The 18,600-nt window shown below is 62.5% G+C and carries 15 protein-coding genes; 13 read left to right on the forward strand and 2 right to left on the reverse strand.

Going from position 1 to position 18,600, the window contains the following annotated elements:
* Positions 1-54 precede the first annotated feature (54 nt).
* From E0H22_RS24595 to E0H22_RS24615, 5 genes are read left to right on the forward strand one after another with little or no spacing between them, the layout of a single operon-like run.
* A complete protein-coding gene (locus E0H22_RS24595) occupies positions 55-273 on the forward strand; it encodes a ribbon-helix-helix protein, CopG family (RefSeq protein ID WP_233023546.1) in 219 nt (72 codons plus the stop codon).
* Positions 270-2,183 carry a DNA methyltransferase gene (locus tag E0H22_RS24600; protein ID WP_233023547.1) on the forward strand — a complete coding sequence of 638 codons (1,914 nt, stop codon included), beginning with the start codon at positions 270-272 and terminating at the stop codon, positions 2,181-2,183. Before E0H22_RS24595 ends, E0H22_RS24600 begins: the two co-directional genes overlap by 4 nt.
* On the forward strand, positions 2,170-4,296 hold the full coding sequence (locus E0H22_RS24605) for an N-6 DNA methylase (protein WP_233023548.1): 2,127 nt from the start codon (positions 2,170-2,172) through the stop codon (positions 4,294-4,296). Before E0H22_RS24600 ends, E0H22_RS24605 begins: the two co-directional genes overlap by 14 nt.
* Positions 4,286-7,552: an N-6 DNA methylase gene (locus E0H22_RS24610; RefSeq protein ID WP_233023549.1), complete on the forward strand. Its 3,267-nt coding sequence runs from the start codon at positions 4,286-4,288 to the stop codon at positions 7,550-7,552. Before E0H22_RS24605 ends, E0H22_RS24610 begins: the two co-directional genes overlap by 11 nt.
* Entirely contained in the window at positions 7,546-8,631 is a 1,086-nt protein-coding gene (locus tag E0H22_RS24615; RefSeq protein WP_233023550.1) for a phospholipase D family protein, read from the forward strand. Before E0H22_RS24610 ends, E0H22_RS24615 begins: the two co-directional genes overlap by 7 nt.
* Positions 8,632-8,799: 168 nt before the next feature.
* On the opposite strand, the gene E0H22_RS24620 is transcribed toward E0H22_RS24615, so the two are convergent.
* The gene (locus E0H22_RS24620) at positions 8,800-11,418 is read right to left on the reverse strand and encodes an AAA family ATPase (protein WP_233023551.1); all 2,619 of its coding nucleotides are present in this window, start codon (positions 11,416-11,418) and stop codon (positions 8,800-8,802) included.
* Positions 11,419-11,646: 228 nt separating this feature from the next.
* Between E0H22_RS24620 and E0H22_RS24625 the strand changes: the two genes are divergently transcribed.
* The 6 genes from E0H22_RS24625 (at position 11,647) to E0H22_RS24650 (ending at position 16,506) form a co-directional block, all read left to right on the forward strand.
* Complete coding sequence (locus E0H22_RS24625) at positions 11,647-11,862, forward strand: hypothetical protein (protein WP_233023552.1); 216 nt, start codon at positions 11,647-11,649, stop codon at positions 11,860-11,862.
* A 107-nt stretch (positions 11,863-11,969) separates the two neighbouring features.
* On the forward strand, positions 11,970-13,613 hold the full coding sequence (locus E0H22_RS24630) for a DUF6119 family protein (protein WP_233023553.1): 1,644 nt from the start codon (positions 11,970-11,972) through the stop codon (positions 13,611-13,613).
* A gap of 578 nt (positions 13,614-14,191) precedes the next feature.
* Entirely contained in the window at positions 14,192-14,617 is a 426-nt protein-coding gene (locus E0H22_RS24635) for a hypothetical protein (protein ID WP_233023554.1), read from the forward strand.
* A gap of 344 nt (positions 14,618-14,961) precedes the next feature.
* Positions 14,962-15,489 (forward strand): antirestriction protein ArdA, encoded by a 528-nt coding sequence (locus E0H22_RS24640; protein ID WP_233023555.1) that lies wholly within the window; start codon positions 14,962-14,964, stop codon positions 15,487-15,489.
* 233 nt (positions 15,490-15,722) lie between these two features.
* A complete protein-coding gene (locus tag E0H22_RS24645; RefSeq protein WP_233023556.1) occupies positions 15,723-15,938 on the forward strand; it encodes a transcriptional regulator domain-containing protein in 216 nt (71 codons plus the stop codon).
* A gap of 91 nt (positions 15,939-16,029) precedes the next feature.
* Positions 16,030-16,506 (forward strand): DUF2285 domain-containing protein, encoded by a 477-nt coding sequence (locus tag E0H22_RS24650; RefSeq protein ID WP_233023557.1) that lies wholly within the window; start codon positions 16,030-16,032, stop codon positions 16,504-16,506.
* 14 nt (positions 16,507-16,520) lie between these two features.
* Here the strand turns inward: E0H22_RS24650 and E0H22_RS24655 are convergent, their stop codons facing one another.
* Positions 16,521-16,808, reverse strand: a complete 288-nt coding sequence (locus E0H22_RS24655; protein ID WP_233023558.1) for a DNA -binding domain-containing protein — start codon at positions 16,806-16,808, stop codon at positions 16,521-16,523.
* Positions 16,809-17,268: 460 nt separating this feature from the next.
* Between E0H22_RS24655 and E0H22_RS24660 the strand changes: the two genes are divergently transcribed.
* Entirely contained in the window at positions 17,269-17,541 is a 273-nt protein-coding gene (locus tag E0H22_RS24660) for a helix-turn-helix transcriptional regulator (protein WP_233026536.1), read from the forward strand.
* Complete coding sequence (locus tag E0H22_RS24665) at positions 17,542-18,567, forward strand: replication initiator protein A (RefSeq protein ID WP_233023559.1); 1,026 nt, start codon at positions 17,542-17,544, stop codon at positions 18,565-18,567.
* Positions 18,568-18,600: the final 33 nt, after the last annotated feature.

An 18,600-nucleotide genomic window follows, 5' to 3' on the forward strand; every position in this document is an offset into this window, starting at 1 on the left:
ATTAGAATCACATCTCGCTAAGGTGAACAATAGGGGAACATTAGCAGGTCTGCCATGAGTGATCGATCAAAAAAGCTCGGCCCCCGTGTCACCGTCAGCGTCACGCCCGGAGACTACGACACGCTGAACACGCTCGCCGAAAAGGACAACGTATCCGTGTCCTGGGTCGTGCGGCGTGCCATCCATGAATATTTGCGGCGACACCAGCAGCCCGCACGGGCTGTGCGGCGGCCGGCTCTGGACAAGCGGGCAGCGGCACCGGAGCGGACATGAAACAAATGAAAATGCCGGGGGAAAACGAACAGATGCTTCACACAGCAAACAGGCCACGCAAGGCAGCGCCGGCGATGCCCGCCAAATCTCTGGATGCCCTCTACCGCCAGCCACTGGCGGCAAAGCGCACCGGTGCCCTGTACGGGGCCTTTCCCTACCCGACAAAGATTTCCCCGGAGGCGATTGCCCTATATATCGCCGCCCATACCAAACCCGGCGACACCGTGTTTGACGGGTTCGGGGGCAGCGGGACGACCGGCCTCGCCGCGCTGCTTTGTGAACGGCCAACCGAGGAATTGCGCGCCGAAGCGATCCGCCTTGGTCTTGACGTGCAGTGGGGTGCCCGCAATGCCGTTCTCTATGAGCTGGGCGCGCTCGGCTCGTTTGTCGGCCGGACCCTGACCAATCCGCCCGATCCTGCCGCGTTCAGGAAGGCCGCCGAAGATGTCCTGGCGGCCGGGGAGAGCGAAGACGGCTGGATGTATGAAGCGCGCGATCCCTCCGGCGCGAAAGGCTCCCTTCGTCACCTGATCTGGAGCGATAAGCTGCGCTGCCCCGGTTGCCGCAGCTCTGTCACGTTGTGGGATGCGTGCGTTTCGCTCGATCCGGCGGAGATTTCTTCCACCTTCTCCTGCCCGAAATGCCGCCATGAAGCGCCGATGGATGATGTGCAACGGGTGACGGTGCAGGAACAGGATGATGTGCTGGGCGAGCAGCGCGCATTGCGCGGACGCGCGATGGCCCGCGTCTATGGTTCGACCGGAAAAAAACGCTGGTCGCGCCCGGCCACGGCCGCCGACCTGACGCTTATCAAGAAGATTGAGGCGGAGCCGATCCCGTCGTGCGTCCCGCAGGCGTTGATCCCCTGGGGCGATCTTTACCGAAAAGGCTACCACCAGGGCATTACGCACGTTCATCACTTCTACACGCGGCGCAATCTCATCGTCTTCGCCCGCATGTGGGAGCGTGTGGAATCGTATCGCGGCGCGCTCCGCGAAGGGCTGCGCTTCTGGCTGCTCAGCTATAACGCGGCGCACGGCACGATCATGACGCGCGTCGTGGCGAAGTCCGGCCAGAAAGACCTAGTCGTCACCAGCGCCCAACCCGGCGTGCTCTATGTCAGCGGCCTTCCGGTCGAAAAGAACTTTTTTGCAGGATTGCGGCGCAAGCTGACAACAATTGCGCAGGCGTTTGAGACAATCCACGGCGGCAGCGGCAAGGTCGAAGTCGTCCACGGATCTAGCTGCGCTGTCGCGCTGCCGTCCGGCAGTATCGACTATGTATTCACGGACCCGCCCTTCGGAGCCAACATACCCTATGCCGAACTCAGTTATATAAACGAGGCTTGGCTCAAGACCTTCACCGACCGCACAGATGAAGCCATCGTTAGCCCAGACCAAGGCAAGGCCATTGACGAGTACCGGGACCTGCTGACCCAGTCGTTCAGCGAGGCCCGCCGGATATTGAAGCCGTCCGGCAAAGCCACGATGGTGTTTCATTCCGCATCCGCCGAAGTCTGGAACGCCTTGCAGCGCGCCTACCAGGATGCGGGCTTTGACGTGGAGTATGCGGGGGTTCTCGACAAGAAGCAGGGCAGCTTCAAACAGGTCACAACGGAAGGAGCCGTGCGCGGCGATCCCGTGCTCCTGTTGGGGCCCCGTCGTAAGGCCGAGGCCCGGATCGAAAGCAAGACCGGTGCGGACGAATGTGTATGGACGGTCGCAACGGCCCTTCACCGCGCGGCGACCGCCGCGCATGATCCGGCCGAAGCGACGGCGCAGAGGCTTTACTCCCGCCTCGTGACGCATTTCCTCAGCCATCATCAGCAAGTCCCGCTCGACGCGGACGTCTTCTATCGCTGGTACGCCGAACAGCCGCTGCCCGGAGTTCTATGCAGTGCCGGCGACTGACGCAGTCGGCGCGATCAGGTCCTCGGCACGGTCCTTTGAGGAAAGCCTGCCGCCGGCTCAGCGCAAACGGCTGGGGCAGTTCTTTACTGGGTTGCCGTTGGGGGCGCTTCTCGCGCACCTAGCGCTCGACCCCGGCGCGCGCACGGTGATCGATCCGATGGCCGGGCACGGCGACCTCCTTGATGCGGCAGCATTGACGGCGCAGGCGCGGGGAGCTCGGCTCAGCCGACTGCACGGAATAGAGCTTGATTCCGAAACAGCCGCCTTCTGCGGTCGCAGGATGGCGGCTTTGCAGGCGGACGAAGCTGCGGAGAGCAGCCATATTTTCACGGGAAGTGCTTTTGAGCCCGCCGCCATCGCGGCGCTAGATACCCCCGGCTACGATCTCGTCATCACCAATCCCCCTTATGTGAGATACCAATCGCAAAACGGGAACGGTGCCGGTGTCGGTGACGTGCGCCGGGGCCTGTCCGCGATTGTTGATGCGCGCATGGTCGGCGGCGAGCGCGCGCTCTGGCAGGCACTGGTTGACGGCTATTCGGGCCTTGCCGATCTTTCCATACCGGCCTGGCTCCTGTCCGCCCTGTTGACACGGCCGGGCGGTCGCCTGGCCCTTGTCGTTCCCGCCACCTGGCGTTCGCGCGACTATGCCGATGTTGTCCGCTACCTGCTGCTGCGCTCGTTTCGCCTTGAGTACATTGTCGCGGATACACAGCCCGGCTGGTTTTCCGATGCGCTGGTGCGCACGCATCTTGTGATCGCGCGGCGGCTTTCTTGGGACGAGGCGCAAGCGCCCGTGTCAGGCCGGTCGCTTTTGCCGGCAACCTGGCTGCAAGTTGCACCGGCGGCTGCGGGCGGAGAGTCGCTTGTGGGCGGTGCCTTTCCCGGTTCGGAACCGGAGCGGGATTTTGCGGCATGGGCGGGCGCGGCAAACGGGGACGTGCCGGGCATTGAGCGCCGCCCCTTTGCGCTGGATGAGGAATGGCGCACACTGGAGCAACGCCTTGCACGCAAGGGCTGGTTCCAAAAGGCCGAAAACAGGCGCGATGCCCTGCCGCTATTTTCCGCCGGGGACGCAAGGCCGGCGGCGATACCGGAAGGATTGCGGGACATGCTGCCGCCCGGCGCGGCGCCGGCGCACCTCCAGACGCTCGAACAGGCGGGTATCCGGGTCAGCCAGGGCCTGCGCTCTGGCTGCAACCGGTTCTTCTATGTAACGCTTGCCGGTGACGATGAGGGCGAAACCGTCACCGTCGAAGCGTCGGACAGCTTTCAGAACATGCGTTTCCGTGTTCCGGCGGACGCGCTGCGGCAGGTTCTCCATCGCCAGGCCGATATGCAGGCATTTGCGAGCGGCCACCTTCCGGCAACACGCGCGCTCGATCTGTCGGACTGGGTCTTGCCGGAAGACCAGCCGGCCGTCACCGAAGCGACGGAGGCTTACCGCAGGCGGGGCATGTCCGTGCCGCGCGTCATGCCGCCCGAACTGGCATCGTTCGTGCGGCTGGTAGCCCGGTATGCGCCGGACCCCAAAGAGCCGGCGCGGTTCATTCCCGACCTTTCGGCGGTGCGCACCAATGTCCGCCGGCCAACCAACGGCCGCGACGTTCCGCGCTTCTGGTACATGTTGCCGGCCTTCACCGCGCGCCACCTGCCCTCGATCTTCACGCCGCGGATCAATCACGGGACACCGTCCGTCGCGCTGAATACGCAGCCGCCGGTTCTGATCGATGCCAACTTCTCAACCCTGTGGGCGGATGAGAAGCGATGGACAGCGCATGCGCTCTACGCCCTGTTCCATAGCAGCTGGTGCCGGGCGGCCATGGAAGCCACCGGCACACCTCTTGGCGGCGGCGCGCTCAAACTCGAAGCGACGCATATCCGTCAGGTGCCGATTCCCGCTTTATCGGACCGCGACCGCGAGAGACTTGCCGCGCTCGGACAGCAACTGGCTGCGGGTGTACCGACAGCCCGGCACCAGATCGACATGTTCATCCTGGCCGTTTCGTTGCCCGGCATGAATGAAAACAACCTTAAAGACGTAGCGCGCCACCTCGACTCTCGCCTCGAGGCTGCGTGCGTCGCCCGTCAAAGGACCGTCCATGACAGCTGATATTATCCGCATTCGTGAAACTATCGCGCGCTGCCGTATGCTGCGAGATGCAGGTCATGTAGAGGCGGTGCTGCGCAGCGAGTTCCAGGGGCGGTTGCGGCTCATGTTCCAGGACACCGCGCATGAGACCTGGATCAACAACTACACCGAAGGCACGGAAGCCCATACCAAGGTGGGCACTGGATCAGGCAAGGCCGCGTCCCGCTTCATCGACAATCTGGTGGGTTCGACCACGATTGAGTACGAATCCGATCTGCGCAACACTGCTAAGCGCGATACCGGCTACGCGCAGGTGCAGGAGCAGGCAGCGGGGCTGGTCCGCGCGGGCATGCCGGTTTCAACGGTCCGGGGCGTATTGTCGGATACGGTCGAATGGTACGCTTACGATGCTGAGCTTGCAGCAGGGGTCGATCCATTATCCTGCACCGCTGCCGACATCACGCTCGTCGTCATAGACGAGCTCAAGCTGCTTGATGACAGCGTCCTGTCCGCCGAGCAGCTCGGCGGCTTTATCAAGAAGCATCTGGCGCGCGAACAGTCGCGGCCGTTGAGGTCAGAATTCCTCGCCTCCGACCTTGGCATTGACTCGGCTGCATACAAGAACAGCGCGGGGCCTTTGTCGCTGCTGGTGGACGAGGGGCGCAAGGCCGATCCGTCGGCGGGCCTTGCCACCGATCTCTGGTCGCAGTTCGTCGATCATCTGGAGGGACCGGCGGGCACCTTCCGCACCACCGCGTATGTCGATGAAGCTTACGTGACCCTTCTCGCGCGGCTTCTGAGCGCGAACGTGCTGACAGGCAAGGCGGTGCTCAGCACGGACGACGAATTGAAGACAATCCTGAACGGGGAATTCTTCCGCAACAATTTCCAGCTGGAGAATGTGGTCGAGCAGGATTATTTCGGCTGGCTTCTCAGCCCGGTCTACATCGACCGGCTTGTCGCGGTGGCCCGAGACCTCCAGCGCGATCTCTATGCTTACGATTTCAGCTGGTATCCCGAAGAGGATTTATTCGGCCGCTTTATGGCGCAGCTCGCCCGCCGCAGCCAGCGCAAGCTGCTCGGCCAGGAATGGACCCCGCACTGGCTCGCGCGCCTGCTTGCCGACCGTTGCATCGACGGCCTCCCGAACGGGGAAAGCCCCCGGATCGTCGATATGTGCTGCGGGTCCGGCACGATGCTCGCAGAAATCATAAAGGCCACACGGGTCCGGTTCGGCTTTTCCGCCATCGAACAGCTTGAAGACGTGGCGACCGGATTCGACATCGACCCGCTGGCGGTCAGTCTCGCCAAGACGACCTGGGTCGTCAGCCTCTCGGCTGAGATCAAGGCGGCGACGAAGCCCATCGTCATCCCGGTCTATCATGCGGACTCGCTGTTCGCCGTCACACCGGTTTCGGCGTCAGTTCCGCTGGTCGGCGAAAGCGATACCATACCGGTATCGCTTGACGGCACGACCGTACATCTGCCGACAGCGTTGGTGCAGCCGGCATACCGCGAATTTTTCGACAAGATCGTGGACTGGGCCTATGACGAGGCGCGCGATGCGCAGCAGCGCGGAACCGTTGCGGGTTTCAGCAAGGCGGACGCGGATAGTTTTCTCGATGGCACGATCGCCGTGTTCGGGATCACGTTGTCGCCGGAGCTTTACAAGCAGCTTTCCGAGGCGTTGTTCCCGCTGGCGCATCGCATGGCTGAACTGGCCGTTGCCGGGCGCAACGGCATCTGGGCGTTCATCCTGCGCAATACCTACAGGCCGGGGCTCCTGACCGGCCACTTCAACGGGCTTGTGTCCAATCCGCCATGGCTCGCCATGAGCGGGCTGGCCGACAACCCGTACCGGGACTTGCTGAAAGGCCGAGCGAAACTCTACGGCATCCAGCCCGCAGGACAGTCCTTTCTCCATCTTGAGCTGGGCACGATGCACCTGCTTCATGCCATCGACCGTTATTTGGGACCGGATGCCTGCGTCGCCTGTCTTGTACCCGGCACGGTGCTGAACGGCACCCACCACGAAAGGCTCAGGCAGCATGATTTCCTGACAAGCGACCGCCCCGTCCCGTTCGACATCGCCGAAATCTGGCAGGCCGCGCCCGGAACCTTCAAATATCCCGGCGCGGCGCTGGTCGGTCACAAAAGAGCGAATACGACCGGTCTTCCACAAAGCACGTTTAGCGGCTTTGTGGCGACAGACGCGGGGCTGAACGCCGCAGGCTTTTCGGTTCGCACCATCGGTTCGGCGCGCAGCGCCTGGGTGCTCGAAACGGGCGGCGGTTCAGCCGTGGCCGGCGGTGGCGGCGACCTGCCGCAGCAAGGAGCCGACCTTATGCCGCGCACGGCCGTCTGCGTGGACATCGTCCAGAATGCGGGCGCGGAGGTTCGCGTCGATACGCCGACACGCGCTTCCGCGTGGGGATTTACGATCAAATCAGCCAAAGAAATGGCGGCAGACCGCTTCCCCGGCCACGTCGCGCCGCGCTTTCTTTTCCGCATGGCCCAGTCGGAAAACCTGCTGCCGTTCGTGCTCGGTGTCCATCGCGCGCCGCTGGCTCTGCCGGCGCTGCGCGCGGCGGGCGGAACGTGGAGCATTCTCGACGAGGCCGAAATCCGTAGGCAGGGCTTTACCCAGACCGCACGGCGGTTCGCCGCGATCAACCAGAGGCTCAAAACGGTGGGGAAAGGCAAGTCGGTCCAACAGCGCATCGATGAGCGGGGTAAGCTTTCCAAGCAAGTCTTCGGTATGAGCGGGTACCTCATTCTGGCCGGTGCCGGCGGCAAGATCATCTGCGCGGCGTGCGTTCCGGTTGCGCAGGCTCAGGACCTTGTCGTTGACCAGACGCTGTACTGGAAAGTTGTGACGGACGCGGACGAGGCCTGGTACCAGGTCGGCATGCTCAACAGCGAGGCTCTCACCAACGCCACCCTCGCGTTTAACCCGAAGGGCGATTTCGGGGAGCGGCATCTTCACACGCTACCCTACAGAATGATGCCCGCGTACGATGCCGCCAACGGCGATCATCAGCAGATCGCGGTCCTTGCCGAGGATATTGCCACACTAGCGGACGGCCATTGCACGACGGACCTGTATCTGGCTGATCCTGCCAAAGCACTGACGGCGCGCCGCCGCAAATTGCGCACGCTGCTCGAAGCATCGCCGCTACTGGCGCAGCTTGAAACATTGGCGCAGTCGGCGCTGGCCGGTGCATCCACCGCGCCATCCGGCGGCAGCGGTAGCGGGACGCAGGCTCCGGTATGCTGATCGTCCAGAACGCCGCAGAACCGGCGCGCTTGCGCAATGCTCTCGTCGATATGGTCGCGGCGGGCGCCATCGATATCCGCGCCGCCTCCGCATACGTCACGCTCGGCGGCGCAAACATATTGCTGTCTGCCGTCGCAAATGCCGTGGGGCCGGCCGCATTCGCGGCGATGCCCAAAACCCTTGTGACATCCTTTGATTTCGGCCTTACCGAACCTCAAGCCTTGCAGCATTGGCGCGGGCTGGCGAACGCCACTGTTCTGGTGTCGGGCGCGCAGAGGCTGGCGCAGGGCTCGCTTATGCCGCTGCGCGCCTTTCATCCCAAACTATACGTCTTTGGCACCGATCCCCAAACATGCTGCACGCTGGTCGGCTCGGCGAACCTGACCAGCCGCGGTTTTAGCGTGAATACCGAGGCGGCATGGGCACAGCAGGGCGTTCCGCGCGCCGATGCCGATGAAGCCTTCGACAAGGCCCGCTTTGAAACGACTGCTCTCACCGACGACTTGCTCGCAGCCTATACCGCCCTGCGACAGGCCCAGCCGCCGCCCCCCGAAATCGAGCAGGAGGCACAGCCTGTAGCAGCACCGGCACCGGTGGCGGGTGCCGCGTTGCCCTTGTTCCGCGTCGCCATTGAAACCGGAGTGATCAACCCCGCCGACTATGCCGCCATGTGGGTTCACGGCGAGGCCCTTCAGGGCGGATCGAGCAACCAACTGGAGCTGCCGCGCGGCGGACACCGGTTCTTCGGCTTCGTGTTCGACCAATACGACTATCCGCATAACTTGATAATCGGTGAGCCCGTCCTCCGCAGCGGCGCGCGCGTGTGGAACGACCGGCGACTGACTTGGCATGGCAATAACAAGATGGAGCGGATGAACCTGCCGACTGCCGCACAGGGCGGGTTCAATTATGCCGACTCGGCGGTCATGTTCCGCCGCCTGACCAACGATTCCTTCGAGCTGATCGTGACCCCCTGGGAGTCCGACCTTGCACGTTCGTGGCGGCAGGCCTCGGCACAGCGTCAAACGCTTTTTCGCCTCGGCACGGTGGCCACCAACAGGGTTGTCGGTTTGCTGTAAAGCAGCGAATTTAATCGTCTTGTACGGCTGCCCAGATTGTGGTGCCTCCGCGTGCGCGGACCGGGCTCTATGCCGCCGGATGTGCCGGCTCTACGGAGCCAGCCATGCTGTCTCCGCCCATTCGGGTGACGATCCCTGGCACGAAGCATTCAGGGCGAACGAGCTTGGTCACGGCAAGGCGTTCTGCCGGACCCGGATCGAATCCGCCCAATCCGCAAGAGTCTTGATGTCGGCAAGGATGTCGTCGGGCGGCGGCACCGCGCCGTCCCGTGCGCGCGACGGGTCGTGCGCGTCCACGAGGTCGCTGCACTTCTTGAAATTCTTGCGGAATGTCTCGACATCCGCGTCTTCAATGACAGTCACCCGTTTCAGGTTCTTCGTGTCGATATAGTCCCGGTGGCGGTGGATGACCCCGGCAAAGGCGACATCTTCCAGCCCGCGCTCCCACGTCGCCCGCAGCCGGTCATAGATTTTCACGGCTGCGTCCCGGTATCCTTCTTCATCGTTCGCGTCATACAGATTCCGCGCCTCTCGCGCCGCCTTTTCCAGCTTATCAACCCGGTCGCGGATACCGGCGTGCTGCCAGGGCAAGCCGTCCGTGACCATGCCCGTCCCGGCTGGCCCTCGCGACAGGCTGACGAGCTTCATAGGAACAGCCTCGCGGACGGCCTTGTCGTGAAGGTCGTTCACGAACACCATGTCATGGGTGAAGACGATAATCTGGCGGGTTGCGGATTCTTCGACAAGCCGGTCCGCCACCTTTTCGCGCCAGCGATGATCGAGCGATGTCACCGGGTCATCGAACACCAGCGCAGATTTATGCTGGGCCGTCGCCAGTTCGGTGAGGAACGCGGCGAGAGCGACGCAGGTTTGCTCACCCTCGCTCAGGACCATGTGGACCTTGGCTTTCGGGTTGGCAAAGAGGCGCACCTGGTAGTTGGGCGAGCCGTACTGCCCGCCCGAGCGCACGATTTCCACGCGCACTTTCTCCGCTGCGAGACGGACGATTTCCGACTGGAACTGGTCGCGCATTTTCGGGGTGATGACATTGTCGGCGATATCGTTGCCGAGCTTGGTGATGGCGTTGGTTGCCGTGTCAGTGATGCAGGCGCGGACAATGCGCAGGTCATCAAGTCGCTTGATTTCTTTCTTTGCGGTTTCGAGAAAGTCGGCAACCGCCGCCCGGTCTGTCAACGAGTCACGTTCGAGGATCAGCCGGTCGCGGCCCTCAGCGTCGGCCGCTTCGTCAAGTTCCGCAGCATAGGCTTCCAGAGTGGCCGCTAACGCCTCCAGCTCCGCCTTCGGTGACGGCGAAAACGGTGGCAGGATTAGCGGGTCAGCGGTCGAAAGGGCGCGAAGGCATTTCAGGCGGCGCAAATCCGCGCTGGCGACAAAGCGCAAAACCTTGCGGGCAAGGCCGGGGTTCTGGAGGGCGATGCGCTGGCGCGCCTGCGCGATCACGCGCACGTCCGGTTGCCGCGCCGTGAATGCGGCAAGAGCCTCGGAATAGTCCTGCTCGGCGCGCGCCGCTTGTGATTCGGCATCCGCGCGGACGAATGCCTCGAAGCTCCCCAGCCGGTCCTTGGCCTCCGCATGCAGCGCCTGGTGACACAGGACGCAGGCTTCGTCCCCTGTGGGCGGGAAAGGCGCGCCGGGATAAGCCGTTTGTTCCGAATAGCGGCGGGCGGCCTCCCATAGCGCCCGCCATGTTTCCCCGCCGACACCGGGAATGGAAAGGCCGTCAAAGGTCTCGCGCGCGGCAAGATCGGCCGCCGCCCGCTTGTCCCGCGCCGCGTCCGCCAGCGTTTTCATCCCGGCCAGCTTTTCATCCCCATAGGCGGCGGCAAGCCTGTCCAGGGTAGCGATCAGCAGCCGTACATTGCCGGCAAAAAGCCTCTGTTCGGCGGCAGCGTCCGCCGGGTTTTTCAGCAGGTCTTCGTCAAGGCGTGCCAGCCGCGCCCGCTCGTCGGCGCTCATCTCACCAAGTTTCTCAAGCGCGGCAAGATCGGTGTCATGGCTCAGTGCCGACATGATCGCGCCGACCGGCGTGGCCGGGTTCCACGTCGGCTTATCGAAGACCGGGTCGCGGACCGCATTGAGCTGGGTTTCTTCAGCACCCAGTTTCTGCTTGAGCGCCTGGCAAACACCGGCGAGGTCGTCGGGAATATCCAAGCCGAAGGGCCTGAACGCCACTTCGTTCTTTTCCTGCACATGCACCGAGCCGCAGTCCCGGTCAAAGACGCTGACGGCAGACAGCACCGCGTCCGGCTTGCCGTCGTCGGTCCAGCTGACGGGCGGTGCGGCTACACCGTCCTTGAGAATCGAAAAAGTGCCGGTCGCTTTGCCGGCGGGCGGCGGGTTGTACGCATCCGGCATGATCTCGCCCGCCTTGCGCGCGCGGCAGGCGCGCTTGAGCACTCGCCCGTAACCCGACTTGCCGGACCCGTTCGGCCCGTACACGATGGTGAGCCCCGCCGCTTCAAACGGTAGGGACTGGCCGGGGGCAAGCTGGTTTACACCGGCGATATCCCCGACGCTTGCCAGTGCTATCGACTCGCCGCCGGCGGGGGCGGCCGGCAAATGCGCGGCTTCGAGGGCCGCCGGTTCCAACGCAATACCTTCGGCACCGTGCTCCTTCTTGCACAGGGCCAGGATGTCCTTCACCCCATCGTCATCGGGCGTTCCGCCGGTCACGATCCGGCGCAGGGCATCGCGTTGCCAAAGCGGGCGGTCAGCCGACCAGTCGAGTATGGTTTCGAGAACGGTCTTGTTTGCTTTCTTGTTCATTCTGTTGCCCCCGGTACCCGGCCCTTTCCCCGTATAGTTGATAGCGCCGAAAGCCCGCCAATATTGTCTCAGTAACAGGCCGCATCCACGCCCGCGCAGGATAGCATGTAACCTGCGGCAGTGCCCGGTCAGGGGCCAGGTGGGCGCTGCCCTCCCACTCTCGGGCCGGGGTTCTGCCGCTCGGGCTTCGCAATATGATGGCAGCAGGATTCTGACGAGGTTCAGCACATGCCGGAAATGGATGATAGCGGGCGGCATGAGGTCTTGCACATGGCATCCTTCCTGAGTCGCGCGGTTGCCAGCGAGCTTTGCGAACACGCGCAAGTGCAGGCGAATCCCGAATGGAAGGCACTGGCCGACTCGGCAGCGGAATCTCTTTGGGCGCTCTATCAGGCGGTCGGCGGGACACATCTTGGGGACGATGGCACCATATCCAGGGAATAAGCCTGCAATACTTAGGCTTGTGTCGCTCGTCATTGACATGCGTCCCCGTCTTCTTTCTGCTATCGCAGGTTTAAGAAGCGAGATGTTGATCGCGCGCCGGGGGCGGCATGGCAAAGAGCAGGGCTTTCTCGATATACCTTCTCAAGGAAGGCTATGATGCTGCCAACGCGCTGCGGGAGGACCATGCGCTCGATGACGATATCGGCGCGCAGGGCCTGCCGGAAGGCGCAACGCTGTTCGTGCTGGATAGCGACCCGCGCCCGCCATGGTGGAAGTCATATTTCAACGTCGAGAAAAACCTGACGCAGGTCAACAAGGGTGCCCTGGTGTTTCTGCCGGTCGGCGGGCGGTGTTTCGCGCTCTCCTTCGGCCATGTCGCCCATAACTTGATCGACTCCAGCTACGAATATGATTTTGGGCTGCGGGTAACATTGAACAGCCTTGACCCGCACAAGCTTAAAAGCACCGACACGCTCGATCCCGGTGCGGCCAAGCGCCAGCGGACGCAGCTTCCGATCGAGTCTGAGCTGACGCTGTTCGATTTCGACCGTGACAGCACGATCTTGCGCAGCTTGACCGGCAAGGTCCGCGATGAGCACAAGGAACTGTTCCGGCACGCCACAGGCGGCAGTAATTTGCGTATCAGCACGGATGTCGAGGCCGACCGGCTGGCGGCGCTGTGCGAGAAGCTGCTCGATCTATATCAGAGCGAGGAATACAAGGCCGCTTTCCCGGACATCCAGAACATCATGCCGGTCCGTGATCCGGCGCAGATCGAGGCGCTGAACGGCCAACTCCTAGCGGCCTTTCGCGCGCGCAATCCCGACCTCAACCTCACGGTTCCGGAAATCATCAACTACAGCGACAACCTCTACGCCGCCTTCGCCGGAGCCGGGCGCAGCCGCGTCTATGACGATGTCTATATCGGGCGGTACTACGAGTATCTGGATGAACATGGGATCGACCTGAATGCTCTGGGCGTCGAGGATTTGCGCCGTCACGCGCTGGTCCTGACCGACGAGGACGGAAACAGCCGCGACCGCTACAGCATCTTCAAGAGCCTGGTCTTCGACACGACGCTGGAGGACGCGCAAGGCGAAACCTTCCATCTTTGCGAAGGCAATTGGTACCGCATCGACGATACCTATATCGCGCGGCTTAGCGCCTATCTCGATCCGCTATGCGCGGACAGCGATCTCCCGCCCTACGATCATCCGAGCGAGGGCGAATACAATGCGGCCGTTGGGGCGGGGGACGCGGCTATCGCCTGCCTTGATACAAAGAATATCAGCCCGGATGGGCAAAGCGCGGTGGAGCCTTGCGACCTGCTGGCGGTCCGCGACGGCGTCGCTGCCTTCTATCATGTCAAAGTCTCGACGCTCTCGGCTCAGTTGAGCCATCTGTTCAATCAGGGCGTAAACGCCATCGAATTGATGCGGCTGGAACCGCAGGCCGTTGACAAGCTGGAGGCGCTTATCCGGGAAGTGCTTGCCGATGGCGATGCGGATGCGATGGTCACGCTCGTTCGTGACCGGAAATGCCGCATCGTCTTCGGCATCGTGACCCGGAAAGACCCCGCCGGGCGGTCGCTGAACCTGCCCTTGTTCTCCCGCATCAGCCTTATGCGCGGCATGAAGGCGCTCCAGCTTATGGACGTTCCGGGGCGTGTGATTTTCATCGCGGACCAGGTTGTGGCAGCGGAAGGCCGCAAGAAGAAGCGGAATAAGAAGGACGTGCCTGATGAGGTGTAATTGGCAGCCGCCTCCGATAAACGGCCCTTAAAAACCCTACGGGAGTGGTGGGGTGCTCTGGCGATCTTAGAACACCAAAAAATTCCGTAGTGATCCCACTTTTTCATACTTCGATTCTGTACAGTTGAGACTGCCAAGCGGTCCAAAACAGCCGCAGTTATGAGATCTATGTCGGAGCGTATAATCGGCGGTTATCTCAGGTGGAGCTATACCGCCCGGCTGGTGGTGCGGGAACCGTAACTTCAGGCGCACCGCTAGAACCTCGCTATCATGTTGATAACTAAAGAGATAGCAGATCAATTTGTGCGGTAATCGGCGGTGTTTGGCGGGACGTGCGAGATACCGATGAGCACTACGTTTGCTCTATAGCCCTCCAAAATGAAACATGAAGATCGGCCGAAACCCGCTGAAATCAAGCGGGTTTCAGCCGCTTACATTTGATTTCGCGTTTTACGCACGCTTGTTCGCCAGAGCCACGTTCCCATCGACAGCGTAAGGAGGGACCGGCATCATAGGCACATTGCCACGCGAAGGAGCAAAACAAGAGCAAACCGCGCCAGCCGTAAAGGAGCAGAGTCATGGCCGTTGTGATGCTGATGAGCGTTATCCTGATCGCGATGCTTTGCGTCGCGGCCTATACGCTTGCGGTCTATGCGCTGCCCTTCATGCTCGGATTGACGGCCGCGCAGTTCGCCTATCACACCGGCTCCGGCTTGATCGGCGCGGGATTGGTCGGCTTGGTCGCGGCCGGCGCAGCCTTTGGCATCCTGGCGCTTCTCTTTGACTCGCTACGCTCCCCGATCCTGCGCCTCGTCGTGGCGCTGATCTTCGCAGCGCCCGCCGCCGTGGCCGGCTATGCGCTTGTCCACGGCGTCACCAAGGAATCGGTCCCGTCCGAAATCTGGCGGCAAATCTTCTGCATCATCGGCGGCGGCTTTGTCGGGATTTCGGCCTTGCTGCGACTAGCAGCACCTTCGGCCGGTGGAGCTGCGCCCGTTCGCTAAACCAACGACATGATGTCAAACTGACCCGGCGCTAAAGCGCCGGGGCTTTGTCACTGGCGGCCCTCCGGCTCACTACGGCGCTATTTGGGAGCGCGTTCGCCTCCGGGCCGGCGCGGCTGCCGCCGCGTTCTGCTCGATAGGTTGCTAAGGGCTTTGCCCTCGCGCCAGCAAGGTAAGTGGAACCGTCCGGGGCGGTATCCCCAGCCTTCCGCGCTTCGCTTGTGCAGGCCGGGTGATCCCCTCCACCCCGGCCGCCCTTGCTCGTTGCTACCCCAGTCTCGGCGACGGCCAGAAGGTCAGCGCGGCGCACCGCTTCGCTGACCTTTAGACCGAGGATCAGAGACATGACCAACGCAGCCACCAACATCCCCCGCATCTATGTCGCCTGCCTTGCAGCCTACAACAACGGCCATCTGCATGGTGCATGGATCGACGCGGATCAGGACGCCGACCAGATCAGGGACGAGATTTCCGCGATGCTCGCGCGTTCACCGATCAGGGGCGCGGAGGAATATGCCATCCATGATTATGAGAGCTTCGAGGGCGTCACCATTCAGGAATATGCCGGCATCGAGAAGGTCGCCCGCATGGGCGCTTTCATCGCCGAGCATGGCGCACTCGGCGCGGGCTTGCTGGAGCAATTCGTCGGCGACATCGACCAAGCGGAAACAACCTTGCAGGATTGCTATCATGGCCAGTTCGCCAGCCTTGCCGACTACATGGAGGAGCTGACTGCCGAGAGCGTCACGATCCCCGACGCCCTGCGCTACTATATTGATTGGGATGCGATGGCGCGCGATGCCGAAATGGGCGGCGAGTTCTTCACGATCGAAACCGCCCGCGACGAGGTGCATGTCTTTTCCAAATGCTAAGACTATGAGTTGCTTTGCCTGTCTTTGCGGGCAAAGCAATCTGCCGCATCATCGGCATATCGGATTTGCAGGATGGTAAAATCTTTCAAATGAAGTTAAGAAGAAAGTAATAATAAACGTCCGCTCTAAGCGAACAACGTTCCAGATTATTCCAGCTATTTCCAGTGTTGGCGATTTCGGAGACTCTCTATCCGGGCGTTGTCTCGCGCGCTCGTGAGTAGAGAGGGTGCGCCATGCTTCGCATTGATTGGCGTGCGCCCGCGTCTTACGGGCACGCAAAAGCTATTCCTCCCGCCGGCTTCGCTTGGGAGTATCTTCGTCGCCATGAGGATTATCATCGCGACTTCCAGACCATTTCCCGCGTGAAGGAGCCGGCTGCAAACGAGCTGGAAGCATTCACGCAGCGATGGGGTTTGCGATTTCCCCTGCGATCCCGAAACCCCGCCTGACCGGCAATCTCTGTTCTGGATTCCAAGCCTACAGCCGCACGCGGTTCTCCTGTCCCCGGTGCAACATTGCGAAGGGGCAACCGAACCTATCGTGACGCTGGCGCATTTGTCCGGCCTCGACCTACGGCACGCGGCGGACGGATGGCACGGTCTCTGGCATGTCGATGGCGTCACGCATCAATTCTGGCTGCCCCAGGCCGTGCCAGACGTGGCGGCCTTCTACGCTGTATCCTTGCCGATGGATTCCTTCATGGAGCTTCGCGCTCATGCCGCGCGCCGTTTCTGGCGATCCCTCAACGGGCGAGCGCCCGGCGCGGACTTCCGAACCTTGCCCGCCCAGCTCCGCCGATTTCATATCCTGTCCCTGCGCGCACTTGACGCTCGCTTGCGCGGCGAAAGCTATCGCACCATCGCGGAAGTGCTGCTCGGCTTTCGCGGGACAAAGGAGGATTGGGAAGTCGATCCCCGAAAGAACCAAGCCCGACGACTGGTCGCGCACGGCCTGAAAATGATGCGGGGCGGCTACCGCCTCTTGCTACACTATCCGATCAAATCGCCAGCCGAGTGAAACGCAGGTAACAATCAGCGCCCGGCCGCGACCGCCTGTTCCAAGATTCGCCGATAGCCTGCGCGTGAAAGCCATTCGGCGCGCGCAAGATGGCTTTCCCAACATCGCCGCGTCAGCGTTTCGTCGCCGATCGGATCACGATGCAGGACGATTCGCGCAACTTCGTTCCAGTCCGCGCCGTCCGTCTTCGCATCGAGAAGGCGGAGATAGGTGACGTAGTGCTGTTCGTCATAAGGCGTAATGTCGTTTCCCGCTGGCGCTTCGTCGTCCACATCGGGATCGAGTTCGACAGGCTTTCGCATGTCTGCTCCCCGTATCCGAGAGGGTTTGTCTGCGGTGCGCCCCCGCAAACGGTGCTCTCTGACTCTGGTGATCGGGGAGTTAGTAACCGCATGACACGGCCCCACGGCCTTTAGTTCGGAGAACCTGTTGCATACGCCGCAGGCTCCCCGACCATAGGTCGAAGAGTGGTGCCAATTCGGCGACACCATCCTAGTCATGAGGGGTTACTACGCCCCAGAGCGGCGCGTCCGCTCCACTTTCATATCTAGCCGAACCGCGCCCGGATGTCTTTCCCTAAACGGAGCGACAGGCAATGACACGCTGAAATCCATCGACTTTTCAGCTTGCCGCCGGCCCCGATGGGGGTGCCGCCAGCGCATAGGCGCAAATGCGGCACGCTACGCGCCGCCGATCCCCCGCCAAGGTTCGCCACAGCCCGCCGAAGTTTTCGGCGGCCACATCAACGAACCAGAGGTGACTATGGCCATCCGCCGCAATGCGGAGCTGCCGCCGCGCCTGTTGCGCACACAGGAAGCCGCGCGCTTTCTCGGCATCTCCATCCGCACGCTTGAAAAACATCGCACCTACGGCACCGGCCCGACCTATCGCAAGATCGGCGGCCGTGTCCTCTACACCGTTCGCGACCTTGAAGCCTGGAGCGCGGTTGGCACCCGCAAATCCACGCGCGACAAGAACGCCGGCACGGTCTTTCCCGCTCGCCCGCTTACGCCCGACGAGCGGGGCAAGCTCTGAATGCTGCGCGACGATCACAGACCGGCGCAGCCGACCGACAGCAGCGAACGCAGCCGGCTCGACCCCTTCATAGTCGCGACGGGCGACGCCGCGCCGCGCGACCAACGCGATTTGATGGAGCGGCCGTTTTTCTCGCTGGCGAAGACACCGCGCACCAGGCCGATTCTCTACAAGGCTGCCGATGTCGAGGTGCAGGTGCTCGCCATGCCCGAACACGGCATGGCGACCATATGGGACGCCGATGTGCTGATATGGGCGGCCTCGCAGATCGTCGCGGCCGAGAATAGCGGCCTTCGCACGTCGCGCTTCTTCCGCTTCACGCCTTACCATCTGTTGCGCGCCATCGGGCGGCCGACCGGCAATCATCAATATCTGTTGCTGAAAGCCGCGCTCGCGCGCCTGCAATCGACCGTCATCGCCACAACGATCCGCAACGGCCCGCATTGGCGTCGCCGGCAATTCTCCTGGGTGAATGAATGGGAGGAAATGACGACGCGCGCCGGCCGCGTCGAGGGCATGGAGTTCGTCCTACCCGAATGGTTCTACAACAGCGTCATTGACCGTTCGCTAGTTCTCACCATCGACCCGGCCTATTTCCGGCTCACAGGTGGTATCGAGCGTTGGCTTTACCGTGTCGCGCGCAAGCACACCGGCCACCAGCGCCACGGCTGGACGTTCGAGGTTTCGCACCTTCACGCGAAGTCCGGCAGCCTCGCGCGGCCGTCAGACTTCGCGCTCGACATCCGCCGCATCGCCGAGCGCCAGCGGCTCCCCGGCTATCGGCTCCAGATCGAGTGGGAGAACGGCCGCGAGCTGCTGCTTATGCGGCCGGCAAAAGCATCCACAGTGCCTGTTGAAAACCGTGTGGACGCCATCGGCACATCAGGCGCACGCACTATCGGCACATCAGGCGCAAACCGTCCGCCGGACTCTATAGAAGAATCTAACAGAGAATCTAACTCTTGTTATTTGGCGCGCGCGCAAGCGCGCCGTGGTGCCGGTGCCGCCCCGAAGGGCGAGCCATGACACGCGCGTCCGGCATGGCGCTCGCGCGCAATC

The sequence above is a fragment of the Rhodopseudomonas boonkerdii genome, from assembly GCF_021184025.1.
In the GTDB taxonomy this organism is placed as follows: Bacteria; Pseudomonadota; Alphaproteobacteria; order Rhizobiales; family Xanthobacteraceae; genus Tardiphaga; species Tardiphaga boonkerdii.